The 26,185-nt window shown below is 62.8% G+C and carries 14 protein-coding genes and 1 pseudogene; 6 read left to right on the forward strand and 9 right to left on the reverse strand.

Features of this window, described 5'->3' with window-relative positions:
• Positions 1 to 9 precede the first annotated feature (9 nt).
• The gene (pstS, locus tag U0029_RS12710) at positions 10 to 1,047 is read right to left on the reverse strand and encodes a phosphate ABC transporter substrate-binding protein PstS (protein ID WP_012416627.1); all 1,038 of its coding nucleotides are present in this window, start codon (positions 1,045 to 1,047) and stop codon (positions 10 to 12) included.
• A 335-nt stretch (positions 1,048 to 1,382) separates the two neighbouring features.
• Between pstS and U0029_RS12715 the strand changes: the two genes are divergently transcribed.
• Together U0029_RS12715 and U0029_RS12720 are read left to right on the forward strand one after the other, a co-directional pair.
• Entirely contained in the window at positions 1,383 to 10,820 is a 9,438-nt protein-coding gene (locus U0029_RS12715) for a C80 family cysteine peptidase (protein WP_115600719.1), read from the forward strand.
• A complete protein-coding gene (locus U0029_RS12720; RefSeq protein WP_114852683.1) occupies positions 10,817 to 11,266 on the forward strand; it encodes a C80 family cysteine peptidase in 450 nt (149 codons plus the stop codon). The genes U0029_RS12715 and U0029_RS12720 overlap by 4 nt, the downstream gene beginning before the upstream one ends.
• Before the next feature lie 32 nt (positions 11,267 to 11,298).
• Here U0029_RS12720 and ppk1 read toward each other — a convergent pair whose 3' ends face one another.
• Positions 11,299 to 13,374: a polyphosphate kinase 1 gene (gene ppk1 / locus U0029_RS12725; RefSeq protein WP_012416626.1), complete on the reverse strand. Its 2,076-nt coding sequence runs from the start codon at positions 13,372 to 13,374 to the stop codon at positions 11,299 to 11,301.
• 317 nt (positions 13,375 to 13,691) lie between these two features.
• On the opposite strand from ppk1, the gene ppx reads away from it, so the two are divergent.
• Positions 13,692 to 15,173, forward strand: a complete 1,482-nt coding sequence (gene ppx / locus U0029_RS12730) for an exopolyphosphatase (protein ID WP_012416625.1) — start codon at positions 13,692 to 13,694, stop codon at positions 15,171 to 15,173.
• Positions 15,174 to 15,223: 50 nt separating this feature from the next.
• On the opposite strand, the gene U0029_RS12735 is transcribed toward ppx, so the two are convergent.
• From U0029_RS12735 to U0029_RS12755, 5 genes are all read right to left on the reverse strand, one after another.
• On the reverse strand, positions 15,224 to 16,039 hold the full coding sequence (locus U0029_RS12735) for a GNAT family N-acetyltransferase (RefSeq protein WP_012416624.1): 816 nt from the start codon (positions 16,037 to 16,039) through the stop codon (positions 15,224 to 15,226).
• A 186-nt stretch (positions 16,040 to 16,225) separates the two neighbouring features.
• Entirely contained in the window at positions 16,226 to 17,569 is a 1,344-nt protein-coding gene (gene glmM, locus U0029_RS12740; RefSeq protein WP_114852682.1) for a phosphoglucosamine mutase, read from the reverse strand.
• Complete coding sequence (gene folP, locus U0029_RS12745; RefSeq protein WP_012416622.1) at positions 17,566 to 18,402, reverse strand: dihydropteroate synthase; 837 nt, start codon at positions 18,400 to 18,402, stop codon at positions 17,566 to 17,568. Before folP ends, glmM begins: the two co-directional genes overlap by 4 nt.
• Before the next feature lie 16 nt (positions 18,403 to 18,418).
• Positions 18,419 to 20,302 (reverse strand): ATP-dependent zinc metalloprotease FtsH, encoded by a 1,884-nt coding sequence (gene ftsH / locus U0029_RS12750; RefSeq protein WP_012416621.1) that lies wholly within the window; start codon positions 20,300 to 20,302, stop codon positions 18,419 to 18,421.
• A gap of 151 nt (positions 20,303 to 20,453) precedes the next feature.
• Positions 20,454 to 21,113, reverse strand: a complete 660-nt coding sequence (locus tag U0029_RS12755; RefSeq protein ID WP_012416620.1) for an RlmE family RNA methyltransferase — start codon at positions 21,111 to 21,113, stop codon at positions 20,454 to 20,456.
• An 18-nt stretch (positions 21,114 to 21,131) separates the two neighbouring features.
• Here U0029_RS12755 and U0029_RS12760 point away from each other — a divergent pair, with 18 nt between their 5' ends.
• The gene (locus U0029_RS12760) at positions 21,132 to 21,725 is read left to right on the forward strand and encodes a YhbY family RNA-binding protein (RefSeq protein ID WP_012416619.1); all 594 of its coding nucleotides are present in this window, start codon (positions 21,132 to 21,134) and stop codon (positions 21,723 to 21,725) included.
• A 177-nt stretch (positions 21,726 to 21,902) separates the two neighbouring features.
• Here U0029_RS12760 and greA read toward each other — a convergent pair whose 3' ends face one another.
• Together greA and U0029_RS12770 are read right to left on the reverse strand one after the other, a co-directional pair.
• Complete coding sequence (greA, locus tag U0029_RS12765) at positions 21,903 to 22,379, reverse strand: transcription elongation factor GreA (protein ID WP_114852681.1); 477 nt, start codon at positions 22,377 to 22,379, stop codon at positions 21,903 to 21,905.
• A 597-nt stretch (positions 22,380 to 22,976) separates the two neighbouring features.
• Positions 22,977 to 24,294: pseudogene (locus U0029_RS12770) on the reverse strand (solute carrier family 23 protein).
• Between the two features lie 132 nt (positions 24,295 to 24,426).
• Here U0029_RS12770 and U0029_RS12775 point away from each other — a divergent pair.
• Positions 24,427 to 24,717, forward strand: a complete 291-nt coding sequence (locus U0029_RS12775) for a hypothetical protein (protein ID WP_012416616.1) — start codon at positions 24,427 to 24,429, stop codon at positions 24,715 to 24,717.
• A gap of 85 nt (positions 24,718 to 24,802) precedes the next feature.
• A complete protein-coding gene (locus U0029_RS12780) occupies positions 24,803 to 26,125 on the forward strand; it encodes an ABC transporter substrate-binding protein (RefSeq protein WP_114852680.1) in 1,323 nt (440 codons plus the stop codon).
• The last annotated feature ends 60 nt before the right edge of the window (positions 26,126 to 26,185 follow it).

Consider the following 26,185-nt stretch of genomic DNA (forward strand, 5'->3'; position numbering starts at 1 on the left):
ACTTCCTGATTAGTAAACCGCCTTGCCGTCAGTGCTCTTGACCGTCTTCCAGGCGCTACGGATTTCGTTGGTGACGGCTTCCGGCAGCGGCACGTAGTCCAGGGCTTCAGCCGACTTGGCGCCATTCTTGAAGGCCCAGTCGAAGAATTCCAGCACGCCCTTGCCTTGGCCAGGCTTATCCTGAACCTTGTGCACCAGAATGAAGGTGGCGGCGGTCACAGGCCAGGAATCGGCGCCCGGCTCGTCGGTCAGCACCACGCCCATGCCAGGCGCGCTCTTCCAGTCGGCATTGGCAGCGGCGGCGGCAAAGGCCTTCTGCTCAGGCTGAACAAACTTGCCCGCCTTGTTCTGCAACTGGGTCCAGGCCAGCTTGTTCTGCTTGGCGTAGGCATATTCAACATAGCCGATCGAGTTCTTCAACTGGCCAACGTAGGCGGCAACGCCTTCATTACCCTTGCCGCCTTGACCGACGGGCCACTTGACGGCCTTGCCCTCTCCCACGGCGCTCTTCCAGTCGGGCGAGACCTTGGACAGATAGTTGGTCCAGCCAAAGGTGGTACCCGAACCGTCCGAACGGTGCACGACAACAATGTCGGCCGAGGGCAGCTTGACATCGGGGTTCAGCGCCTTGATGGCGGCATCATCCCATTTGGTGATCTTGCCCTGGAAGATGTCGGCCAAAACCTTGCCCGACAACTTCAGTTGGCCAGGGGCCACACCGTCGAGGTTCACGACCGCGACGGTGCCGCCGATCACGGCCGGAAATTGCAGCAAACCGTTTTGCTCAAGGTCTTCAGCCTTCAAAGGATCGTCCGAAGCGCCAAAATCGACCGTCTTGGCCTTGATCTGTTGCTGGCCGCCGCCCGAGCCGATCGATTGGTAGTTCACGCTGTTGCCGGTGGCAGCCTTGTAGTCGGAGGCCCACTTGGCATAGATCGGGTAGGGGAAGGAGGCGCCTGCGCCAGTGATGTCGGCGGCATGAACGGCAAAAACAGCGGCGCTCAGGGCCACGCCCATCGAAACTTGCTTGAAGACACGTTTGAACATTAGGGGTTCCTTCTGTGCTCTGGATAAAAATCTGCGGGCTGTATGCCCGTTCTTGGCTGACGAAGCGAATCTTAAGGAAGCAAGATGACAAGATAGTGACAGTCATATTCCGCCCTTTTTATGGGGATGATCCGCCCCTCTCGTCGGCAAGCCGCGATTGCTGCCCTGGATCGTGGCAGCAATCGCCACGGCGCCAGGACCGGCCCATCCGGACGATATCGTCGCCATCCCTGCCGTCTTTCCTAAAAAAACCCTTCTTACCCTCCTCCTTTAAGCCTGGGGCTATTTTTCCGGCTACCCCTACTCTGACGCCGCGCGGCGCTGTGTTACCCCCCATGAATACCCATTGCTACCGTCTGCGCTGGAGTCACCATACCCGTCAATGTGTGCCCGTCGCTGAAATCCTTTGCAGCGTGGGCGCTTCAGGCCGGCGGGGCGGGCGGCGCCAACGCTGGCGTTTGCTGCCCCTGGCGGCCAGCCTGGTTTTCGCCGGTCTGGACTCGGCGCTGGCGCAGCAACTAGCGGCCGATGGCCGGGTATCGATCGATACCGCGCCCAATGGCGTGGCGGTGATCGCTATCGCGCCGCCCGATGCCCAAGGCGTCTCGCGCAATCCCTTTCCCTCTTTTGACACCCGGCAGCCGGGCGCGGTGTTCAATAACAGCACCCGCGACGGGCGCTCGCAGCTGGCCGGGCAGTTGTTACGCAACCCGCGGCTGAGCGGCGGCCCCTCGGCCGCCCTGATTCTCGCCGAGGTGCAGGGGCTGGCGCCCAGCCATCTGAGCGGGGCGCTGGAGGTCTTCGGTCCGCGCGCGGCCCTGGTCATCGCCAACCCCAACGGCATCCAGGCCGACGGTCTGTCAACGATCAATGTCTCGGCCCTGACCCTGTCCACGGGCCGGGTGCTCGAGGGCGCGCCCAGGCTGTTGCTGGACGTGCGCCAGGGCGAGGTCACCCTTGGCGCGCAGGGCGTCAACACCGATGGGCTTGCCGCCTTTGATGTGGTCGCCCACACGATTCGGGTCCAGGGCGCGATCGCCCCGGGCTCGGGCGGCGCGCCCGCCGCGCTGCGGCTGCAAGCGGGCGCGAGCCGCTACGATGCGGCTCTGCGGGAGGTCATGCCCCAGACGCTGGAGACGGCAACGCCGGCCTTGATCGCCGGCTCGGCGCTGGGCGCCATGCACGGGGCCTACATCCGCTTGCGCGCCAGCGGCTCGGGCGCCGGGGTGCGCATGCAAGGGGTGCTGGCCTCGGCCCAGGACCTCATCGTGCAGGCCGACGGCCAGGTCAGCCTGCGCACAAGCGCCGCGCGGGGCGAGATCCGTGTCCAGGCGGGCCAGGACCTGGAGTTGGGCGCAGCCGATAGCCAGACCCTGGCCAGGCAGGCGCTCGCGTTGCACGCAGGCGGCGCGATTCAGGTGCAGGGCCAGGGGCAGGCGGGCAGGCTCACCATCGAGGGGCGCAGCCTGAGTTGGGATGCGGGCGTATGGCGCGTGCGGGGCGTCCCGGAGCACGAGGCGATCCGCATCACACTGGCCCAGGGGTATCGCAGCGCCAAGGCCGCCACGCTAACCCTGGATCAAGGCCATGCGCGCCTGCGAGCGGGCAGCCTGGCGCAGGCCGGCCTGCTTGCGGCCCGCGATGGGGAGATCCAGTTGCAGCTCGGCGGGGCGGCTCACAATGCCGGCCGCATCGAGGCCAGCCGGGCGCTGGTGATCAAGACACCCGCCACGCTGGACAATGCCGGCGAGTTACGCGGCCAGCGCTTGCAGGCCGAAGCGGCCGCGCTGCAAAACAGCGGCGCAATGCAAACGGTTGCGGGCGATCTGAGGCTCTTGAGCCAGACCACGCTGCGCAATAGCGGCCGGATCAGAAGCCAAGGCGAACTCCGCGCGCACAGCCTAGGCGCGCTCCTCAACACCGGCCAGATCGTCGGCGGCCAGTTGCTAGCCGTGCAGGCCAACCATCTGGACAACAGCGGCGCGTTGCAAGCGCAAGACCTGTTGGCGCAAACCCCCGGCGCGCTGGCCAACACGGGGCGCATCGAGGCGCAGCGCAGGCTGGATATCGCCACGGGCACGTATGCCAACACCGGCGTGATGGCAGGTCAGAACACCCGACTCAGCACCTCGCAGCCACTGACCCTGGACGCCCGCGCCGCCGCGCCCCAGGCGAGCAGCGCCCTGCGCATCAGCAGCCCCGCGATCACCGTGGCCGCCCCGCTCGCCTCGCCCGCCGCCCTCACCCTGCAGGCCACCGAAAGCGATCTGGACAACGCCAGCGCCATCACCGCCGGCCAGACCCTGGTGCTGCGCGCCCAAGGCGCCATCCGCAACCGGACGGGCGCGCTGATCTGGAGCGCGCAAGACCTGGGGCTGGCCAGCCAGGATCTCCTGAACGCACGCCATGGCCTGATCTATGCCCAGGGGGCCATGGCCATCGAAGCGCGGGGTCAGCTGATCAACCGCCTGGGCCGCATCGAGAGCGGCGCGGCAATGCAGATCGACACGCCCGATTTGCAAAACCTGGCCGAGGTCAGCGGCGATGTCCGGGTCGATCCCAGCCAGGGCGGCCGGGTGCGGGGCGCGAGGTATTCGGTGGGACGGTTTCTGCGTTCGGCCCATCTCCAGATCGGCGATTTCTCCGGCGGCGACATCGTCTCGACCTTGCAGGCCGAGCAGGGCGTCATTCACGCCGGCGGGGCCATGGCCGTGAACCAGGGCGCTCGCCACGGCCAGCCCAACCAGGTTTTGAACCAGGGCCGCTTGACCGCCCAGGGCCAGCAGGACATCGACGCCCAGGTGCGCAACACCTCCCCCTTCAAGCCGCTGTCGCTCATCGATTACTTCCAGCGCATCCCGGTCCCGTACGAGATATGGGACAGCGCGGCCAGCCTGAGCCCCATCGTACGCAAGCAAAGCCTGTACGCCTTGCTCGACCATGCCCTGACCCGGCATCCCAAGGAGAGCGACAACTGGTACAAGATCTGGGGGCTTTACGACTACAAAAACGCCTGGCTGGGCACCGCCCTGGCGCTGACCGATATGCGCCAGGCGCCCGCGCTCTCCAGCGCGCTGGCGCAGGCGCTGGGCGGTGACTGGCGCGGCCTGAGCGAGGACGAGCGCAGCCAACGCTGGCAGGCCTTGATCCAGGGCGAGCGCGGCGGCATCCTGCCCATCTATCCCGCGCAGACGGCCGTCATCGGCGGCAACCAGGGGGTGACGATACAGGGCGGCCTGCAAAACGGCGAGGCCATGCCCGCTCATTTGGAGGCGGGCCTGGACCCGGCGTTGCGCGCCGCCATGCAAACGGCCAAACAGGGGTGGAAGCCGCTGCCAGCAACGCCTGCAACATCGTTGAGCCCATCGCCAGCACCGACGCAGGCCAACACACAGCATCCACAAGCCGACCCTGCCACGCCGCCGGAGGGTGCGAACCACGCCACGCCAAGCGGAACGCCCTCACCGGCCTTGCCCGCCCAGGAGGCCGACGACTTTGCCGACACGCTGGCGCAACTGCTAGCCAACAACCATCTGTTCGGCCATGCGGGCCCTGTAGGCGCCGTGCCCACGCCCTATTACGAGACCCGGGTGCCGTTCGTGGACCCGAGCCGGTTCTATGGCTCGGCCTACTTCTTTGAGCGCGTCGGCTATCGGCCCCAGGCCCCGATGTATGTCGCAGGCGATAACTATTTTGATGACCGCTTTATCCGGCGTCAGGCCGAGCGGCTGATGGGCGCGCAGCTCTCGCGTATGCCGCACACGAACCTCGCCCGGCAGTTGATGGACAACGCCGCGCAGGCGCAGGCGGCGCTCGGGCTGCAAGTGGGCGTGGCGCCCACGGCCGAGCAACTGGCCCGGCTTCAGGACGATATCGTTTGGTATACCTGGCACGAGATCGACGGCCAGTCCGTGTTGATGCCCCAGGTCTATCTCGGCCAAGGGACGCGCGCCCAGCCCGCGGTCGGCGCAGCGCTGGCCTCGGCAGGCGATATCCGGGTCGAGGGCGGCGCTATCCAGCAGAATAACGCCTGGATCGCGGGCCGCACCGTGCGCTTGCAGGCCGGGGCGAACGATGTGCAAATCGTCAATAGCGACGGCGTACGGGGCGGCGTGCAGGCCGATGAGGCGGTGGACATCGCCGGGCGCAATCTCTATATCAAGGGCGGCGTCATCCAGGGCAAGACCGTGACGCTGGCGGCGCAGCACAGGCTGGAGATCGTCACCGGGCGCGCCGCCGACGGCCAGGGCCAGTTCCGCCGCGATACGCACACCGGCGTGTTCGCGGGCGACAGCCTGTCCGCGCAGGCCGGACAAGACCTCCTTATGCGCGGCGCCCAGCTCGCGGGCGAGCGCGTCGCTCTCCAGGCCAATAATGCTTACCTGGGCGAAGTGCGCCAAGCCTCGGGCCAACGCGAACACCATTTCAACAGCGACTTTCTGACGCTGTTTTTTGCCGAGTCCAATGCCCGCCACACCCAGAACCAGGGGGCCGGCAGCACGATACAGGCCGACACGCTGGATTTGAATATCGGTCATGACCTGGGCCTGCTCGGCGGCCAGATACAGGCCCGCCGCACCACGGGCCAGATCGGCGGGGACATGGTGGCCGTGGCCTCGGCCCGCCACACCATGTCCACGCAGCAAGATATAGCCTTCGAACTCATGATCGGCGCGCGCGCGGGCGCCGGCGGCCAGGAAGCCAGCGCCACGGCCAATCAGTACTCGGGCCACAAGAGCGCGGCCGGTCAGGGCGCGATGTCGGGCGCCGAGGCGCGCACCGGGATCAGTTTCTCCTACGCGCACGCCCACTCCCAGGCGACAACCCATCACAATGCCCAGCTCAACCTCGGTGCGGGCAGGCTCGAAGTCGGCGGGCGCCTGGACCTGGGCGGCGCCGATATCAACGCCGATCGCGCCCAGGACACCGCCGCCCACGCCGGCACCCTGGCGATCTCGGCCCAGGCCATCGAGAGCACCCGCTACCTCGACACGGCAAGCTCGCAGGAAGAAAGCGGCGGCTTCTTCGTGGGGCTCAAGGCCAATGCCCGATCCTCCCTGCTCGATGTCGCCACCCATATCGGCACCACCGCGCAGCAGGGCCAGCAGGCCGAGGTGGACCCCGGGCTGACCGCCTTGCAGGCCGTCGGCGATGTGAGCAATCTGGTGCTCAACGACACCGGCGAGGTCTCGGCCAGCCTGGGCGCCGAGCTGAGTTACGGCCGCAGCGACCACCACCAGCAAAGCGAGAACAGCCACATCCTGGGCGGCAACCTGCACCTCACCAGCACACAGGGCGACATCGAGCTCGTGGGCGCGCGCTTTGCGGGCGGCGAGTCGGTGGTGCTCGATGCCGCCCACGCCCTGCACATCCGCAGCGCGCAAAGCACCGAGTCCGCCAGCAGCCAGTCCCATAGCCTGTCGGGCTATATGAACTACAGCGCCAGTTGCAATGCGGTCCAGGGCGCCTGCGGCGCCAGCGGCAATGTCAGCCTGGGCGGCTCGCACACCACCAGCCAACTCGAGGCACGGCGCTATGCCAACAGCCAAATCCAGGCTCAGCACATCACCCTGAAATCCGGCGGCGACACGAACTTGATCGGCACACGCGCGCAGGCCGATCAAGCGCTCACGGTGCAAGCCGGCGGGTCGCTGCGTCTCGACACCCTGCAAGACCATCAGCGCAGCGCCTCCAACGGCGGAGACTGGAGCCTGTCGGCAGGCGCGGGCGTGAACACCCGCACCCTGGGCGCGGTCCTCTTCAATGCCGGCGTCACGGTGCATCACGAACACGACAACTACGACACCACCACACAGGCCGCCGGCCTGCACGCCGGCCAGCGCCTGACGATGCGGGTCGGGCGCGACGCCGCCCTCACCGGCGCGGCCATCACGGCGGCGGGCCCGGGCTCCTCGGTAGACATCGGGGGCAAGCTGATCGCCCGGACCCTGCAAGCATCCCGCGATCATGACGGCGGCTACGGCGGGGCTTCGGCCGGCATCTCGCAATCGAGCAGCCTGCCCACCCTCACACTCAATGCGGGCCGCATCGCGGGCGAGCACTACGCCGCTACTTTGAACGCGACCGTGGATATAGGTCAAACGCGGGGCAACGGCACACTACAGGCCGCCACCGAAGGGCCGCTCATGCAGCAGGCCACTCAACAAGAGGTCGTCCAGCACAAGCGGCGCTGGGCCCAGAACGACATCCAGATCACCTTCTCCAAGCTGGATGTAGGCAGCAAGCAAGCCAAACAGAAAATGGCCCGGGGCGAGCTCGATGGCCTCACGGCTATGGACCTCAAACGTAACCGGGTCGGCCCCAGTAGCGCCGAACTCCTGCCGGATAAGGTCGCTGCGCACGCCCCCCTTCAGGAGGCGCAAGCCACAGCGAAAGCGCCGCCGGACTCGAGCAAGATCAGGTCGGTCAGTTGCGATGCTGGAAGATGCGTGCCACAGGAGCTGAACGCACTTCGAGCCGCCCCCGAAACCTTGAACCTGCAGGTGCTCGGCGACAGGGGTTTGGGTGCAGGGCAAAGCGATCCGCAAGCTCTCGCGACCAGCGCTCCTGATGTAGGTCAGAAAAAAAGCCCATCGAGCGGCAGCGGAACCTCGAGCACCGAACTTGCGCCAAGCGCATCGATTCCAGACAGCCGGGCACCTAGGGAGCGCAGCCCTTCTCTGCCGCTTGCCACTGGTGATCGCTACCAGCATAGGCTGATTGTGCCGCTGAGCGCTGACGCCACCACGCAAACCGCCGCAGCGCGGCTGGCCGGCAAACATGCCGCAAACAGCATCCTACTCCCGGCCGACAGCCAAGAGGCCTGGCGGACCGCAGCCCAGGCGATGCCCCGGCTTGACGGCCGCATCAAACTTCAGTTCGTCGGGCATGGCTCGAACGACGAGAGCACGCTGGGAGAAAGAAATGCCGCAACCCTGGCCGCCATGATTCAAGGCCTGAGTCCTCGGCTGGGCGTCCGGCTCGATAAAGTGGCCCTGGTCGGCTGCGACACGGGCGCCTGCTCAGGCCGCGATATCGCCAGCCCGTTGCGCGGCCTGCTGCGCCAACAGGCGCCGCAGGCTGTCGTGTCTGCTTATGAGGGCAGGGTCGATGTCAGCAGCCTGGGCAAAAAATTACGTGTGACCGAGGGAGGTTTGGGCATAGGCGGCTCCAAACCGCGCCACGACAGCGCCACTGCGACGCGAGAAGAATCACTCGAAGCGCCTCAGTCTCTGATTCGCTACCGTATTACGCATCCCACATCGGGCTACGAGCTGCTTGGCAATGACAAAGTAGAAATCACGCAGAATGGGACGGCAGATCAACTGATTATTCTGGCTCACGGCTCGTGGACAGGCTTACACCTAGACAGTCTGCGAGACTACAGCGGCTATACGCGCATCCCCCAAGAGCTGGCGCCTGTCTATTTTTACAGCCGTCATGGAGAAACCAGCTATGGGGCCGCGTTGCAAGCGATCTTGGAGGCGCCCGACATCGCCTTGCAAGGCATGCCCGCCATCACTTTCTCGAGCCGCAAGCAACTGCGCTACAACGCGCAAAAAAACGGTTTTTCATTCCACGATCACAAACGTTTTAGTGCACAAAAGGCGCAGCGAGTCGAAGTCGCGCCACCCGGATCATGGGTGCCAAATTACGACCTCAAAGTCGAGGACTTCGGTTTACTCAGCGACGCGCATGCCGGAAATCTCCACCCGCGTTTTGATGTCGCTACCGCGACGGACCGTGGTGGCACGACACCGTTTTCGGACGTACTGAACATGGCGACGGCGACAGGCAGCCAGTACAAAGCCATCCATTTTCTGCCCTGCCGCATTTGTAGAGATGCGCAAGGCCGGCCAATACCTGCCCGCAACGACATTATCTTTGTTGCGCTCGATGACGCCCGCCCTGAGAGTCCCCCCCTGGTTTCACCGCTTCCGGACCCTTATGGTTCGCGCGTCGTCATTCAACTCGACGCCGATCTGGCCAATGAAAAGGCCGCGCGTCGCCTGACCGCCCGACACCCCGAAAACACTGCCTGGCTCCGTCTTCGACCCGGTGATCGCGTGAGCCTGGTCAGCGCTGGCAAGCAGATTCAACCTGGCCCGCAGAAGATTCAATTAGTGGGCAATGCCAGTCAACACAAGGGAACGCCCATCATCGGCGGCATCACCGCGCGCGAAGCGGCACAGTTCATACGTACTGCGAGCACGGCTGTTGAGCCTGGCGCATGGCTGGAGAAAGTCAGCCTCGTGAGCTGCGTCACCGCCGCCTGCGCAAGAAACCGGCTGAGCGACGAAGTTAGGCGCATCCTGAAAAGCCGCGTCGAGATCCAAGACTTCCCCAGTCCTCCCCCCTCGCACGGACAGGACAGGCCCGCACTGAGCGGCGCAATCCCCAAACATAAAACACCGCAGCGGTCCTCCCAGGCGAGCGGGCCTTCGCTTGCTCCCGGCGATCGCTACCAGCATAGGCTGATTGTGCCGCTGGCCACCGACCCCGCCACGCAAACCGCCGCAGCGCGGCTGGCCGGCAAACATGCCGCAAACAGCATCGTGCTCGCGGCCGCCACCCAAGAGGCCTGGCGGACTGCGACCGCGACGATGCCCCGGCTCGACGGCCGCATCAAACTCCAGTTCGTCGGGCATGGCTCGCACGACGAAGCGACGCTAGGCGGCAAAAATGCCGCAACCCTGGCCGCCATGATTCAAGACTTAAGCCCTCGGCTGGGCGCCGACGCCAAGCTCGATAAAGTGGCCCTAGTCGGCTGCGACACCGGCGCCTGCGCAGGCCGCGATATCGCCAGTCAGTTGCGCGGTGTGCTGCGCCAACAGGCGCCGCACGCTGTCGTGTCTGCTTATGACGGCAAGGTCGATGTCAGCAGCCTGGGCAAAAAAACACGGGTCAAGGAGGGAGGCTTGGGAATATGCTGCTCCAAACCCCGCCACAACAACGCTCCTGCATCACCCGGCAAAAACACTAAAACGCCCGTTATTCAATTCAGCACGCCCCACCCCACTTCCGGGGTCACCCTGATGGGCAATGACAAAGTAGAAATCACGCAGAATGGGACGGCGGATCAGCTCATCGTGCTAGCGCACGGATCCTGGACTCCCCCACACCTGGACAGCCCGAGTGACGACATCGGCTATACGCGCATTCCTCATGGAGTGGCGCCGATTTATTTTTACAGCCGTCATGGAGAACCAACCCACGGAATCGCGTTAGAACAAGTCATGGCAGCCCCCGATCTGGCTTTGCGGGGCATGCCTGCCATTGACTTCTCGAGCCGCAAGGAGATTCGGCATGCCGCCCAGGCAGCTGGCTCTGCGTTTCATCAATACAGGCAGTTTCTCGCAAAAAAAACGCAACGCGTCGAAGTCGCTGCCGCAGGGACGCGGGTCCCTGACTACGATCTAGAGCGCGAAGACGTCGATATGTTGGAAAGCGCGCACGCGGGGATGGTCAATACCCGTTTTGATGTCATTACCGCAGCAAAGCCTGAGAATCCCTCCGCCCGATTCTCCGATGTGCTGAAAATGGTAAAGGCAACGGGTCATCCCTATAAGGCCATACACTTTATTGCATGCCGCACTTGCCTGGATAGCGATGGTGAGCCCATAGCGGCCAATGACGACATTGATTCCGGCTTACCCTCTCAGCCCACCAACGGCATCCCTAGCACTGTTGCAAGCAGTCGGGATCCTTATCGCTCGCGTATCGTGCTGCAACTCGAAACGACCCCTTCAACCAGGAAGTCGCACGCAGCCTGAGCACCAAACATTCGACGAATAGCGTCTGGGTAAGCATGGACATAGGCGACTCCGTCTATGTCCACACGATAGGTAAGCAGATCAGGCCGGGCCCGCAGAAGATCCAACTCGTCGGCCATGGCAGTTTTTACAAAGGAAAGCCTGTCATCGGGGGATTCACCACGAAGGAAACGGCGGAACTAATCCGACAAGTCAACCAGACTTTCACGCTGGGAGCCACCTTAAAAAAAGTCACCCTGGTCGACTGCGCCACGACACCCTGCGCGGGGCCAAAACTGCGTGATGACTTGGCCGCCAGCCTGCGCGCCCTCCGACTTGGCCGTCCCCAAATCACCATCTATACCGGTAAGGCCGCTGTCACGCCGACCACAAGCCTAAGTCTAGGGTCACAAAGCGGCGAGACGGCCGGACAATCGCCCCTCAAAAAAAGGGCGGACAAGGATTGAATGGCCATTGATCATTGTGAGCGACACCGCCACTAGCCCCCCAGTTTCTCCATTAAATACTGATGCACGTTAAAAGGCGGGCGGCGGCTTTGCACTCGGGTGTAATCGCCGTCGGCGCGCTGCTGCCAGGACAGCTGGTTGTCGCGCAGCGCAAAGGTGAAGGCCTCGTCGATGACGCGTTTCTTGAGGCTTTTGTCGTAGATCGGAAAAGCCACCTCGACGCGGCGGAAGAAATTCCGGTCCATCCAGTCGGCCGAGGAAAGATAGGTGGTTTCTTGGCCATCGGCGTAAAAGTAAAACACCCGCGAATGCTCCAGAAAACGGCCCACGATGGAGCGCACGCGTATGTTCTGCGACAGGCCTGGCACGCCCGCGCGCAAGGCGCAAACACCTCGCACGATCAGGTCGATCTTGACCCCTGCCTGGCTGGCTTTATAAAGCTCGGCAATCACCTCTTCTTCGAGCAGGGAATTCATTTTCGCCATGATGCGCGCACGGCGGCCCGCCTTGGCGGCGCGGGCCTCGGCGCGGATCAGATCAATCATGCCTTGATGCAGGGTGAACGGCGATTGCAGCAGCGCTTTGAGTTCGCGCCGCGCGCCCAAGCCGGTCAGTTGACCGAACACCTTGTCCATATCCTCACAAAGACGCGGGTCGGCCGTCAACAGGCCAAAATCGGTATAGAGACGAGCGGTGCGCGGATGGTAATTGCCGGTGCCCAAATGGGCATAACGGCGCAGACGGCCCTTTTCGCGGCGCAGCACCAGCGCCATCTTGGCGTGGGTTTTATGCGCCACGACGCCGTATACGACATGCGCACCCACTTCTTCCAGACGGGCGGCCCAATTGATATTGGTCTGCTCGTCAAAGCGGGCCATCAGCTCCACAACCACAGTGACTTCCTTGCCAGCGCGCGCGGCGGCCAGCAGGATTTTCATCAGTTCGGAATCTTCGCCCGTCCGATAGATGGTCTGCTTGATGGCCATCACATCAGGGTCCAGCGCGGCGGCGGTCAGAAAATCGATCACCGGCTGGAAGGACTGGTAAGGATGATGCAGCAGACGGTCGCGCTCGGCGACGGCGGCGAACAACTCGGCAGGCTTGTCTTCGATGCGGTCCAGCGGAGCGGGAACCGGCGCCAGATAGCCGGGAAACAGCAACTCGGGCCGGGTCGCCACATTGCAAAGCTGCATGAGTCGCGACAGATTGACTGGCCCATTGACGCGATAGGTATCGGCTGGCGTAAGCGAAAACTCGCGCTGCAAAAAGCTCTCGAGTTCCGGCGGCGTCAGCTTGTCGATTTCCAGGCGCACGGCTGCGCCGAAATTGCGTTGCGACAATTCGCCCTGCAAGGCATGACGCAGGTTGGTGACTTCTTCTTCATCAACAAACAGGTCGCTGTTACGTGTCACGCGCCACTGATAGCAACCCAGCATTTCCAAGCCAGGGAAGAGCTCGCCGACAAAAGCGCGCAACAAGGAGGTCAGCAGTACATAGCCTTCCGGATGGCCAGACAACTCGGAAGGCATTTTGATAAGACGCGGCAGCGCGCGCGGCGCCTGCACCACGGCGATGGATGCCTGACGCCCAAAGGCATCCGCGCCCGACAACGCCACAATGAAGTTCAGGCTTTTGTTATAGACGCGCGGAAAGGGATGAGCCGGGTCCAGCCCGATGGGCGTGAGCAGGGGCATGACATCGCGGTTAAAGAGCTCATGCGCCCAGGCAAGTTGCTCTTCATTCCATTCAGAGGCATGGTGCAAGACAATGCCCTCTTTTTGCAGACGCGGCAGAATCTGATCATTGAGCAGATCATATTGCCGCGCTACCAGGCGGTGCACGGCGACCTGAACCTCCTCAAAAGCCTGATCGGGCGTGCGGCCATCCGGCCCGACAACCTTGGGGCTCTGGCGCTGCTGCTCTTTCAGACTGGATATGCGAATTTCAAAAAACTCGTCCAGATTGGAACTCACGATACAGACGTAGCGCAGGCGCTCTAACAGAGGCGTATCGGGGTTTTCGGCCATCGCCAGTACGCGCTCGTTGAATTTGAGCAAGGACAGTTCGCGGTTCAGCAGCAAAGGTTCGTCAAACGAACGGATGGACATTCTGAGTTCCATACAAAGAGACCACGCGCCAAGGCGCCAGCCCCACCGCTCGCGGCAAGACCGTGCAAGGCACCTCATCCGGAGCCGAAGGCTCCCCCTCAAGTGATAAAGATGCACCAGCCTGTGAGCCGGGGTTTTTCACAGCCTCTGGTTTTACTGCAAAATCGTGACACTTCTATGACGCGGCCCGGTTTTCATAGGGTACGACAAATTCGGGACACATAACAGAGGCCGATATACTGAGGAAAACGAAAGACCGGCCGGCCTTGTCACATGGGGTCTCTATAATCAAACCGTCACGTCTTACCCGCGAACACATGGATCATCTTCTGGCTGCCGTGGACCTGGGGTCCAATAGTTTCCGCCTCTCTATCGGCCGCGTCGTCCAAGAAGACGGCGTGGCGCAGATATATCAAATCGACCGCCTGAAAGAAACTGTGCGCCTGGCCGCCGGACTCGGCCAGGACAAAATATTGGCCAACGACGCCATCGACCGCGCTGTCAGCGTGCTGGAGCGATTTGGCGAGCGCCTGCGCAGCTTTCATCCCAACCGGGTGCGTGCGGTCGCCACCAACACCTTCCGGGTCGCGCGCAATACCGCTGATTTTCTGCCCCGCGCCGAAGCCGCCCTGGGTTTTCCCATTGAAGTGATCGCCGGCCGCGAAGAGGCCCGCCTGATTTTCACCGGCGTGGCGCACAGCCTGCCCCCCTCGGCCAATAAGCGGCTGGTGATCGATATCGGCGGCGGGTCTACCGAAGTCATCATCGGCAAAGGTTTCGAGCCTGGCCTGATGTCCTCCCTCTATATGGGCTGCGTCAGCTACAGCCGTCAGTTTTTCCCTGACGGCCGCGTCGATGGCAACGCCATGAAACAGGCCGAAATCGCGGCCCGCCGCGAAATCGAGGTAATTTCGCGCCAATACCGCAAGACCGGCTGGAAAGAGGCCTACGGCTCCTCCGGCACCGCGAAGGCGCTGTTCGCCATCCTGACGGAGTGCGGTTTCGCACCGGCCATTACTGCCGCAGGCATGGCCAAACTCAAAGATCGCATCATCCGCAGCGGCAAAGTCGTGCCGGCAGAACTGCCCGGCATCAAACTGGAGCGCGCCGACGTGTTGCCTGGCGGGCTGGCGATCATGAGCGCCCTCTTCGATGAGCTGGGCATCGAGACCATGCATACCGGCGATGGCGCCTTACGCCTGGGTGTATTGCACGACCTGATCGGCCGTGACGACGAGCACGACAAGCGCGACGAGTCGGTGCGGCAATTCATGAAGCGTTATCACATCGACGTCAACCAGGCGCGCCGCGTGCGCCAGACGGCCCTGGCGCTCTTTGATGAACTGATGCCCGCCGGCCCGGAACGGGCTGAACTGCGCAACGCCATCGGCTGGGTCGCGGATTTGCACGAGGTCGGCCTGTCGATCGCCCACAACGCTTATCACAAGCACAGCGCCTACGTGCTAGAAAACGCCGATATGCCAGGCTTCTCTCAGGCGGACCAACGTCTGATGGCGATGCTGGCGCTGGCGCACCAGGGCAAGCTCGCCAAAGCCGAACCCCTTGTGCGCAGCCGTGGACAATGGATCGCCATCCTCTGCCTGCGCATGGCGGTGCTGCTCATGCGCAGGCGTGAAGACACGCCCCTGCCTTTTACGCTGCACGTCCAAGGTACGGATATTCAGGTGGATATCGCCCGCGAGTGGCTGGACAGCCATCCGCTCACCGACTTCACCCTAAGAGGCGAAGTCTCCGAATGGGGCAAGGTGGGTTTCTCTTTCGCGCTGCGTGAACACTGAGCCGAGGAGCGCGTCGCCGGATTCGAATGATCAGGCGACGCGAGCGGTAGTCAGCGCGTGCCGGTGGGACGCAGCGCAGGCGCGTCTTCGATCAAACCAAAATGACGTTTGTAGCGCTCGTCCATCATTTCCATGTCCATCAGGACCGGGAAGTCGGCGGCATTGAAATCCGGGTCCCAGGCCGGCTCGCCGCAGATGCGGGCGCCCAATTTGAGATAGCCCTTGATCAGCGGCGGCACGCGGGCTGGCAGATCACTGCCTAAACGCTCCACCGGATAGCGATGCAAGGGCTTGACTCGCGGTTCGCCATCGGCGGGCAGGCTCTTGGAAACAATACGCCAGACTTCAGCGGCCGTTACGCCGTCATCGCGCAGGCTGACGCTGGCGCAGCCCAAGGCATAACGATAGCCGCCACGACGCAGGTATTCGGCCAGACCGGACCAAAGCAGCATGATGACGGTGCCGCTGCGGTACTCGGAATCCGTGCAAGAACGGCCTAGCTCGACCACCTCGTTGCGCAGCGGCCCCAGGCCGGACAGGTCAAACTCCGACTCGGAATAATAGCCTCCCGCTTCTCGGGCTTTTTCGGGAGTCAGGATACGGTAAGTCCCCACGACCCGGCCGGTATCCAATTCCGTCACCATGAGGTGCTCGCACCAGCGATCAAAACGGTCTTGCTCGATACCGTCGCGCGCATCCGGGAACACCGCCCCCATATCCTGCGTAAAAACCTGGTAGCGCAGACGCAGAATCTGCTCGACCTCCTCGGGCGTGCGAGCCAACCCCACCGCCAAGGTGCGCTGGCTGCCGCCGGCCCAACTGCCGGTGCCGTCGGTCACTTTGTCCATGCGGGCTAGCTCAAGCATTGCGCGGGGCTCCTAAATTTGCAGCAAGTGTGGACGCGCGTCATGTCAGTATTCTGACCAAAATATTACTTGACTATGAAGTTTACGCCGGCCGCGCCAAGCGCGCAGGAAACGGCAAGTTTTCACGTAGTTACACAACGGCCCGCGCAAGGCGGGCCGTTGCAATCCAGGTTTATTGAAAATGGCTCAGCCCAAACTGTCGGCCAGTTTCTGTGCACTCGCCTGAGCCAATGCCAAATCCTCAGCTTCAACCATCAGCCGCAGTTTGGGCTCAGTCCCCGAAGCGCGAATCAGCACACGGCCTCGGCCCGCCAGCTCGGCTTCGACCCCTGCGCGCGCGGCCGCCAATCCGGCATGGGTCTTCCAATCCTGGCCCGGCTGCAAAGGCACATTAATCATGACCTGGGGATAAAGGCGCAGATCGGCAATCCAGTCGGACAATGAGGCTTTATTAGCATGCAATGCCGCCAGAACCTGGAGAGCGGCGATGGTGCCGTCGCCCGTAGTGTGGCAATCGAGGCAAAGCAAATGCCCCGAACTCTCGCCGCCGAACTGCCAACCGCGCGCCAGCAATTGCTCCAACACATAACGATCGCCCACATTGGCGCGCTCAAACGCGACGCCCAGGCGGCCCATGGCCAGCTCGAAACCGTAGTTGGTCATCAGCGTGCCCACGACGCCTTCCACCTTGCCCTGACGCATACGATCGCGCACGATGGCGTAGAGCAACTCATCGCCGTTATAGATGCGGCCGCTCGCGTCCACCATCTGCAAACGGTCGGCGTCGCCATCTAGCGCGATACCGTAGTGCGCGCCGCGCGCCTTCACCTCTTCGGCTAAGGACTCAGGATGCAGGGCGCCTACCCCCTTGTTGATGTTAAAGCCGTCAGGCGACACACCAATGGCATAAACCTCGGCCCCCAACTCACGGAAAACGTGGGGCGCGATGTGATAGGCCGCGCCATTGGCGGCATCGACCACCAGCTTCATACCATGCAGGTCCAGAGAGTGCGGCACCGTGCTCTTGCAGAACTCGATATAGCGGCCTTGCGAATCCGACATGCGCCGCGCGCGCCCGAGGTCCTCCGACTTGACGCAGCCCAACTCCTGTTCGAGCGCGGCTTCGATCTCGGCCTCGACCTCGTCAGGCAGCTTGGTGCCTTCCGCCGAAAAAAACTTGATGCCGTTGTCCTGGTAGGGGTTGTGCGATGCACTGATAACAATGCCGGCCACCAGACGCAAGGCGCGCGTGAGATAGGCGACGCCCGGCGTCGGGATGGGCCCGGCCAGCACAACGTCGATGCCCGCAGCCGACAAGCCGGCCTCCAGCGCGGACTCCAGCATGTAGCCGGAGATACGCGTGTCCTTGCCGATCAGAACCTGCGGGCGGCCACCCTGGCGGCTGGCGTTGCGGCGCACCAGCACCCGGCCTGCCGCATAACCCAAGCGCAGCGCGAAGGCCGCGTTGATCACCGGACCGCCGACTTCGCCACGCACCCCGTCGGTGCCGAAATACTTGCGTTGACTCATGAAAAGATGGCTCCTTGTTCAGCCGCCTGCCAGACCTTCAGGGCATCCACCGTGGCGGCCACATCGTGCACGCGCACGATAGCAGCGCCACGGGCCACACAGGCCAGGGCGGCGGCAATGCTGCCGGGCAGACGCTCGCCGACGGGCCGTCCGGTGGCGGCGCCGATCATGGATTTGCGAGAGACACCAATCAGCAGCGGATAGTCGCGCAAGCTGTCCAGCCCGCGCAGTAACTGATAATTCTGGTTCGCGGTTTTGCCGAAGCCGAAGCCGGGGTCGAGCACGATGCGCCGCGCATCCACCGAGGCGGCCAGCAGGCAGTCTGCCCGGGCATCAAGGAAACCGCGCACCTCACCCAGGACATCGGCGTATTGCGGCGCGTCCTGCATCGTACCCGGTTCGCCCTGCATATGCATGACGCACAGGCCGCAACGCGAGTCCGCAACAGCTTGAACCGCGCCCGGCAGACGAAAACCATAGATATCGTTGATCATGTCGGCGCCGACATCGAGCACCGCACGCATGACCTCAGGCTTGAAGGTGTCGATGGAAAGCGGCACACCGCAATCACGCAGCGCCTCGATGACGGGCAGCAAACGCCGCTTTTCCTCGTCGGCCGACACAGCCGGCGCACCAGGGCGTGTGGATTCACCGCCCAGATCGAGGATATGAGCGCCTTCTGCAATCAGGGCATGGGCGTGCGCGATGGCTGCGTCCGGGTCGTTGTGCAGGCCGCCATCCGAGAAGGAATCAGGCGTGACATTGACAATACCCATGACAAGCGGGCGCCCGAGATCCAGCTCAAAGCGCCCGCACAAAAAAGAATGGACCATGAATCAGGCGCTAGCCTTACACCGCAGCAGCCGTGTTGCCCGCGACGCCACTGGCCGGCGCATCCGGGGTATCCGAGGGACCACCGTGCGGGGTCTTCGGAGGACGGGGCGGACGGCCTTCGATGATGTCATTGATCTGGTCAGCGTCGATGGTTTCCCATTCGAGCAAGGCGTGAGTCATGACCTCGACCTTGTCGCGGTTGTCTTCGAGGATCTTGCGCGCCACGCCGTACTGCTCGTCGATGATGCGGCGGATCTCGTTGTCGACCTTTTGCATGGTCGCCTCAGACATATGGGTCGTCTTGGTCACGCTGCGGCCCAGGAACACCTCACCCTCGTTCTCGGCGTACACCACCGGCCCCAGCTCGTCGGTCATGCCGTAGCGGGTGACGATGTCGCGGGCGATCGCCGTTGCGCGCTCGAAGTCGTTGGAGGCGCCGGTCGTCATCTGATGCATAAAGACTTCTTCAGCGATACGGCCGCCGAACAACACCGCGATGGTGTTCAGCAGGCGCTCCTTGTCCATGCTGTAGCGATCGCTTTCCGGCAACTGCATCGTCACGCCCAGGGCACGGCCACGCGGGATGATGGTGACCTTGTGAACCGGGTCGGTCTTGGGCAGCAGGCGGGCCACGATGGCATGGCCGGACTCGTGGTAAGCCGTATTGCGGCGCTCTTCCTCGGGCATGACGATAGAGCGGCGCTCGGCGCCCATGATGATTTTGTCCTTGGCTTTTTCGAAGTCGGACATGTCAACCGTACGGCCATTGCGACGAGCCGCGAACAACGCCGCCTCGTTGACCAGGTTGGCGAGATCCGCGCCCGAAAAACCAGGCGTGCCACGCGCCAGAATGGTGGCGTCAACGTTGGGCGACAAGGGCACCTTGCGCATGTGGACCTTGAGAATCTGCTCCCGGCCACGGATATCGGGCAGCGGCACCACGACCTGACGGTCAAAGCGGCCCGGACGCAGCAGCGCCGGGTCAAGCACGTCGGGGCGGTTGGTGGCAGCGATCACGATCACACCCTGGCCGGACTCAAAGCCGTCCATTTCAACCAGCATCTGGTTCAGGGTCTGCTCGCGCTCATCGTTACCGCCACCCAGACCGGCGCCACGCTGGCGGCCGACTGCGTCGATTTCATCGATGAAGATAATGCAGGGTGCGTGCTTCTTGGCGTTTTCGAACATGTCGCGCACGCGAGCCGCGCCCACGCCAACGAACATTTCGACGAAGTCAGAACCGGAAATGCTGAAGAAAGGCACCTTGGCTTCGCCAGCGATGGCGCGGGCGAGCAGCGTTTTACCGGTGCCGGGAGAGCCCACCATCAGCACGCCGCGAGGAATCCGGCCGCCGAGCTTCTGGAACTTGCTCGGATCGCGCAGAAAATCAACCAGTTCCTGAACGTCTTCCTTGGCTTCGTCGCAACCGGCGACGTCAGCGAAGGTGACCTGATTGGTGTTTTCATCGAGCATGCGGGCACGCGATTTGCCGAAGCTGAATGCGCCGCCACGGCCGCCGCCCTGCATCTGGCGCATGAAGAACACCCACACGCCGATCAGAAGCAGCATCGGGAACCAGGACACGAAGATGCTCATCAAGAGCGAGGGCTCTTCGCGGGCCTTGCCCGAAACCTGCACACCATATTTGAGCAAGTCGGAGACCATCCAGAGATCGCCCGGCGAGGTCAGGGTATAGGCACGGCCCGTGTCAGGCGTGACGTAAAGCACGTCGCCCTGCACATCGACCTTGCGGATGCGGCCAGCTTTGGCGTCATCCATGAACTGGGTATAGCTAACACCGTCCTGGCTCTGAGCACGTCCGTCGAACTGCTTGAATACCGTGAACAGGACCAGCGCGATCACCATCCATACCGCAACTTTAGAAAACGAATTGTTCAAGGTCGATCTCCTGCTATCGATTCCGACCGGCAGACCCGGCGTTCCCGCGCGCAACAACGCCCGGCCTGCTATATATAGTCAATAAACCATTCTACCCTGACATGGCAGATCGCGCCGGATGGCGCATGGCGGGCCCCCCCCCGCAGGGTTCTTATTCTGTCGTTTGATTCAAGACCGGGTCCTTCAGATCACGCGCCACGAGGAAAGTTTCAGAGGATTTATCACGCGACGCCTTGGGCTTGCGCTCGACGACCCGCTTGAAACGCTGCTTGAAAGACTGGACGATCTGCGAGAACCCGCTGCCATGGAAAGCCTTGACGATCAAGACACCATTAGGCTTGAGATGCGCGCAGGAAAATTCCAGGGCCAGATCACAGACGTGCTGTATCCGGGCGGAATCTGCCACCCCTACGCCCGACAAGTTGGGGGCCATATCCGAGATTACAAGATCTACCGCGTGATTTCCGACGCGCCGCTCTAGTTCATGCAGCACTTCGTCGTCGCGGAAGTCGCCCTGGAAGAACTCGACCCCGGCAATCGGCTCCATGGGAAGTAAATCAAGGGCGATGATGCGCCCGTCGACCACCCCTCCCGGGCCGGCCAGACGCTCGCGCACGACTTGCGACCAGCTACCTGGCGCCGATCCGAGATCGACCACCACATCGCCCTTTTTGAGCAGTTTTTCGACTTCGAGGATCTCGATCAGCTTGAAGGCGGCGCGGGCACGATAGCCCTTTTGTTGCGCCAGCTTCACATAAGGGTCATTGATGTGCTGATGAATCCAGTCTTTGGAGAATTTCTTTTTGGCCATTACCGTACAATTCCAAGCATGCCTATATTAGAACTCACCTCACGCGAGCGTAGCGATCTTCGTTCCGCCGCCCACCCCCTGAAGCCCGTCGTGCTGATTGGCGACGCCGGCCTGACCGACGCCGTCCTGAAAGAAATCGACCGCGCCCTCAACGCCCACGAGCTCATCAAGGTCCGGGCTGGCGGCGACGACCGCGACACCCGCGAAGAGCTGCTCGCGAGCATCTGCGATACGCTGTCTTGCGCGCCGGTCCACCATTTGGGCAAAACCCTGATTCTATTCCGTCCTTCGAACGCCACGCCGGCCGAGGCGTCTTCCGGCAAGCGCCGCGCCAATGAGCCGCACACGCCCAAGAAGATGGCCGCCGAAGGCAAGTCGCTCTCGAAGAGCCGCTCGCGCAAGCCCACCGAGGCCGAAACGGCCTCGCCGCGCGCCGTGCCCCTCAATGAGAAAGGCCGCCCGATGCGCCCGTCTACCCGCAAGCCCAAGGCGGCTGACGCACATGGCATTCCGCGCCGCGCAGGCAGCGCGCTGTCCTTGCGCGCTGGCGCGCGCAGCGGCACCAGCGCCCGGGGCGGCCTGCAGCGCGCCCGCGTGATCAAGAGCAAATAAGCAGTTCTCCAGGAGCCCTGGGGCGCCTGTGCTTCAAGGAGCCTTAGGGCTCCTTTTTCATTTGCACGCGCACTCGGTGCAAAGCAAAAATTCTGGATAAAACCGCGCCCCCCTGGATTCGAGACAACAACGACCGTGCAAAAAAGCGGCCGCTCGAAGGGGGGCGGTTTGACGCGCTTAGAGGTAGCGCACGCCGATCACTTCGTACTCACGCAAGCCCGCAGGGGCTTTCACTTCGACCACATCGCCTTCGGACTTGCCGATCAGGGCGCGGGCTACCGGACTAGACACCGAAATCAGGTTGGACTTGATATCGGCTTCGACGTCACCGACGATCTGGTAGGTCAGGCGGTCACCCGAATCCAGGTCTTCGATTTCGACGGTTGCGCCAAACACGGCGCGGCCTTCCGCATCCAGGGCGGACGGATCGATCAGATGCGCATTGGAGAGCGTGCCTTCGAGCTCGGCGATACGGCCTTCGATAAAGGCTTGACGCTCACGGGCAGCGTCATATTCGGCATTTTCCGACAGGTCACCCTGGGCCCGGGCTTCAGCGATCGCATTGATCACAGCCGGACGTTCAATGGTTTTCAGCCGGTGCAGCTCTTGGTTCAAGCGCTCGGCCCCGCGCACTGTCAAAGGAATGGCAGACATGTGGTTATCCCAGCAAAAGTAGAAAACGCCCCTAAGAGGCGTCTCGGTGAAGCCCGATCCACGCTGTCAAAAGACAGTACTTCATCCCCGCGCCGGCGGGGTCGTCCGGGGCGGAGCAGGGTTTGTCAGAATGTTGGCGGCTGGCCCCAACACTCCCGGGCAGACCGCTAAACATGTTTGGCGCAGCGTGGCTCAGGCCAAAACAAAACCCCGGCTCGGGTCGGAACCGGGGCAGTCAAGTTGTCATTGTGGTCAATCTGCAGGGGAAAAGCAAGCCCCCTGGAAAGCCCCCGGACTTATGGGCTGTTCGGCGCCAATTACCGGCTTTTTTCTGAAAAAAAACCGATGTTATCGACAGAAACCGGGGACAATATCCTACGTTCCGAATGCGCGAAATCTTAGGCTGACTGCGGACCCGACAGCCAGAACCCGACAACTAGGATCGGACCACCAGGACCGAAGCGCATCCTGGCCCTCCTCACAGGGCAAGACCGCGAGAAGGGCACAGGCCTTTCCGGCTGACGGGCAGGAGCACCGCCCGCACACGCCCCCGTAAATCTGCCCCGACAGAGGCCGGACAAGCCTATCCCTAAGGCTTCAGGCTCGACGCGAGCGCCCCAACAGCGCATAGAGAATGATGGCCCCGAAGGTCGCGGTACCGATGCCGCCCAGAGTGAAGCTGCCCAGCTTGACAGTAAAGTCACCCGCGCCCAACACCAGAGTGACCGCAGCCACGATGAGATTGCGGTTATCGCTGAAGTCCACCTGATTAACCACCCAGATGCGTGCGCCGGCAATGGCGATCAGGCCGAACACCACGATGGACATGCCGCCCAGCACCGGGCCGGGGATGGTCTGGATCAGGGCGCCGAATTTAGGCGAAAACCCCAGCACGATGGCAATCAGCGCAGCCAGCACGAATACCAGCGTGGAATAGATGCGGGTGACGGCCATGACCCCGATATTCTCGGCATAAGTCGTCACCCCAGTCCCGCCCACCGCACCGGACACCATGGTCGCGACGCCATCCCCCACAAAGGCGCGGCCAAGATAACGGTCCATATCGCGGCCAGTCATGGCGCTCACCGCCTTGAGATGTCCAAGGTTCTCGGCCACCAGAATGATGGCGACCGGCACGATCAGGCCCATGGCATCGGCCTTGAACACGGGCGAAGAAAAGTGCGGAAGCCCGAGCCAGGCGGCCGCCATCACACCCGAGAAATCGATCGGCTTGCCTAAGCCCAGGCCATTAGCCAGCACCGCGTAAATGACACAGGACAGAATAAGGCCGACCAGGATCAGCAGCCGCTGCACCATCCCTCGGGTGAACACCGCGATCCCCCCCACGCAAAGAATGGTGACAATGGCCATGGCGGCATCAAAGCCGGAACCGCCCATCGCGCCCTTGGCAGCAATGGGCGCCAGGTTCAGTCCGATCACGGCCACCACCGCCCCCGTCACGACAGGCGGCATCAAGGCCTCGACCCAGCTCGCGCCAGCCCCCCCCACGCGCATTGGCCACCCAAACCACCAGGCCGATCAAGGTATAGGCCAGGCCACAGGCGATGATGGCGCCCAACGCCACCCCCACGTTGGGGTTCGGACCGCTCCCGGCATAACCCGTCACGGCAATCACCCCGCCGATGAAGGCAAAGCTGGACCCCAGATAGCTGGGCACGCGGCCGCCGACGAACAAAAAGAAAATAAGCGTGCCTATCCCAGACATCAGGATGGCGACATTGGGGTCAAACCCCATGAGCAGGGGCGCCAGCACCATCGAGCCGAACATGGCCACCACGTGCTGCGCACCCATCGCGATATTTTGGGGCCAGGTCAGACGTTCATCGGGCGCGATAATAGCGCCAGGGGCGGCATCATCGGCCAACCGCCAGCGCGGAAAATAAGAGTTGGACATAAGATCCGACAGAAGAGAAGGAAAGGTCGGGGCGAAGTGTAAAGGCACGATCAGATCAGGGACAAGCGAGGTTTAAGTTCCTCCTCGGACTGCCGTATCAGGACTTTCCCCCATCTCACACGAGGCAGCCCCATGATCATCCCTCCTTCCGGCGCCCATCCCTACGCCGGGCGACTCTCCGGCAATAAGGCGGAGGCCCAGGAAACCGGCAATGAACCAACCTGGCAGAAAGTCTTGCGCGACCTCCAGCGACAATTGCAGATGGTGATGCAGCAGATGGAGCGGGTGCGCGCCAGCAGCGCTGCGCCCGAACAAAAGCTGCAACAACTCCAGGCGCTGAACAATCAGGCCGCCACGATCCAGGCCCAGATCCAGAAAACGCTGCTGGCGCAGGCTGAGCAGATGCGCAAAGCCCCGGCCTGATCGGGCACATCAAAATTTGTGATTGGACGCAGTGCCGCCCCGCGTCTATGGTCTGAACCACATAAAAACACAGAGGAGACAGACCATGAACGCCGTGCGTACCACGCTGGCGGCCGCCTTGCTCGCGGCCACCGTCCCCGCCCTGGCCGGCACCGTGACCGTCATCACGTCCTTTCCCAAGGACCTGACCCAGGTTTACAAGGCCGCCTTCGAGAAAGCCAATCCGGGGGTCACCCTGGAAATCCTGAACAAGAACACCGTATCCGGCATCGCCTTCGTGCGCGAAACGCCAGCGGGCCAGCGCCCGGAAGTGTTCTGGGCCAGCGCGCCTGACGCCTTCGAGGTGCTGGCCCGCGACAAATTGCTGGCCAAGGCGCCCGATGCGCTGAACAAGGCTGTGCCCGACAAGATCGGCAGTTACCCGATCAACGACCCCTCGGGTCTGTATATGGGTCAGGCGCTGGCGGGCTACGGCATTATGTACAACACGCGCTATATCAAAGCCAACAAGCTGCCTCCCCCGCTGGAATGGAAAGACCTGCTATCGCCGCAATGGTTCGGCCATGTGGGCATCACTGCGCCGTCGCGCTCGGGCACCATGCACCTGACCGTCGAAACCATTTTGCAGGGTGAAGGCTGGGATGAGGGCTGGCAGACCATTTTGCGCATGTCGGGCAATGCCAGCGCGGTCACCGAACGTTCTTTCGGCGTGCCAGATGGCGTGAACAACGGCCAGTTCGGCGCCGGGCCCGTGATCGACTTCTTCGGACTGTCGAGCAAATACTCTAAGTTCCCGGTGGAGTTTGTCTACCCGACAGAAACCTCCATCGTGCCCGCCAATATTGCTCTCATCGAGGGTGCGAAGAACACCGAAGAAGGCAAGAAATTCATCGCCTTCACCTTGAGCCAGGCGGGTCAGGAACTGCTGCTGGAACCCAAGATTTCGCGCCTGCCAGTGCTGCCCTATAAAGACATGCAGGGAAAAATCCCGCCCGGCTATCCCAATCCTGAAGAAATCGCCAAGCGCAGCAAGGTGCATTTCGATGCAAACCTGTCACAGACACGCTACTACATCGTGCAGAGCCTGTATGACCAGACCATCAGCTTCCGCTTGAAGGAACTGCAGGCGGCGACCAAAGCAATCTACGAGGCCGAGGCCAAACTGGGCAAACGCGCCGCCGAAGGCAAGCCGGCCGAACTGCTTGCGCAGGCGCGCAAGCTGGCCTGGGCGCCCGTGGTGGACGGCAAGGCCGTGGCCGACCCGGCCTTCCTCAAACTGTTCGCGGGCAACAAGAAAGACGCCGCCGTCAATCAGAAAATCACCCAGCTCGAGGGTGAATGGAATGCGCAGGCCCGCGCAAACTATGAACAGGCCGTAAAACTCGCGCGCGAAGCCGCCGCGCTGTAATCCAGCCGCTTCAGGCAGGCGCCGCCCAGACAGGGGCGGCGCTTACTCTCATCCCGCAGG

The sequence above is a fragment of the Bordetella avium genome (assembly GCF_034424645.1).
Taxonomy (GTDB): Bacteria; Pseudomonadota; Gammaproteobacteria; order Burkholderiales; family Burkholderiaceae_B; genus Bordetella; species Bordetella avium.

Excerpts from the sequence above, each read along its gene's own strand:
- pstS (WP_012416627.1), bottom strand. The coding sequence starts at position 1,047 with ATGTTCAAACGTGTCTTCAAGCAAGTTTCGATGGGCGTGGCCCTGAGC.
- U0029_RS12715 (WP_115600719.1), top strand. The coding sequence starts at position 1,383 with ATGAATACCCATTGCTACCGTCTGCGCTGGAGTCACCATACCCGTCAA.
- ppk1 (WP_012416626.1), bottom strand. The coding sequence starts at position 13,374 with ATGTCCATCCGTTCGTTTGACGAACCTTTGCTGCTGAACCGCGAACTG.
- ppx (WP_012416625.1), top strand. The coding sequence starts at position 13,692 with ATGGATCATCTTCTGGCTGCCGTGGACCTGGGGTCCAATAGTTTCCGC.
- U0029_RS12735 (WP_012416624.1), bottom strand. The coding sequence starts at position 16,039 with ATGCTTGAGCTAGCCCGCATGGACAAAGTGACCGACGGCACCGGCAGT.
- glmM (WP_114852682.1), bottom strand. The coding sequence starts at position 17,569 with ATGAGTCAACGCAAGTATTTCGGCACCGACGGGGTGCGTGGCGAAGTC.
- folP (WP_012416622.1), bottom strand. The coding sequence starts at position 18,402 with ATGGTCCATTCTTTTTTGTGCGGGCGCTTTGAGCTGGATCTCGGGCGC.
- U0029_RS12755 (WP_012416620.1), bottom strand. The coding sequence starts at position 21,113 with ATGGCCAAAAAGAAATTCTCCAAAGACTGGATTCATCAGCACATCAAT.
- U0029_RS12760 (WP_012416619.1), top strand. The coding sequence starts at position 21,132 with ATGCCTATATTAGAACTCACCTCACGCGAGCGTAGCGATCTTCGTTCC.
- greA (WP_114852681.1), bottom strand. The coding sequence starts at position 22,379 with ATGTCTGCCATTCCTTTGACAGTGCGCGGGGCCGAGCGCTTGAACCAA.
- U0029_RS12775 (WP_012416616.1), top strand. The coding sequence starts at position 24,427 with ATGATCATCCCTCCTTCCGGCGCCCATCCCTACGCCGGGCGACTCTCC.
- U0029_RS12780 (WP_114852680.1), top strand. The coding sequence starts at position 24,803 with ATGAACGCCGTGCGTACCACGCTGGCGGCCGCCTTGCTCGCGGCCACC.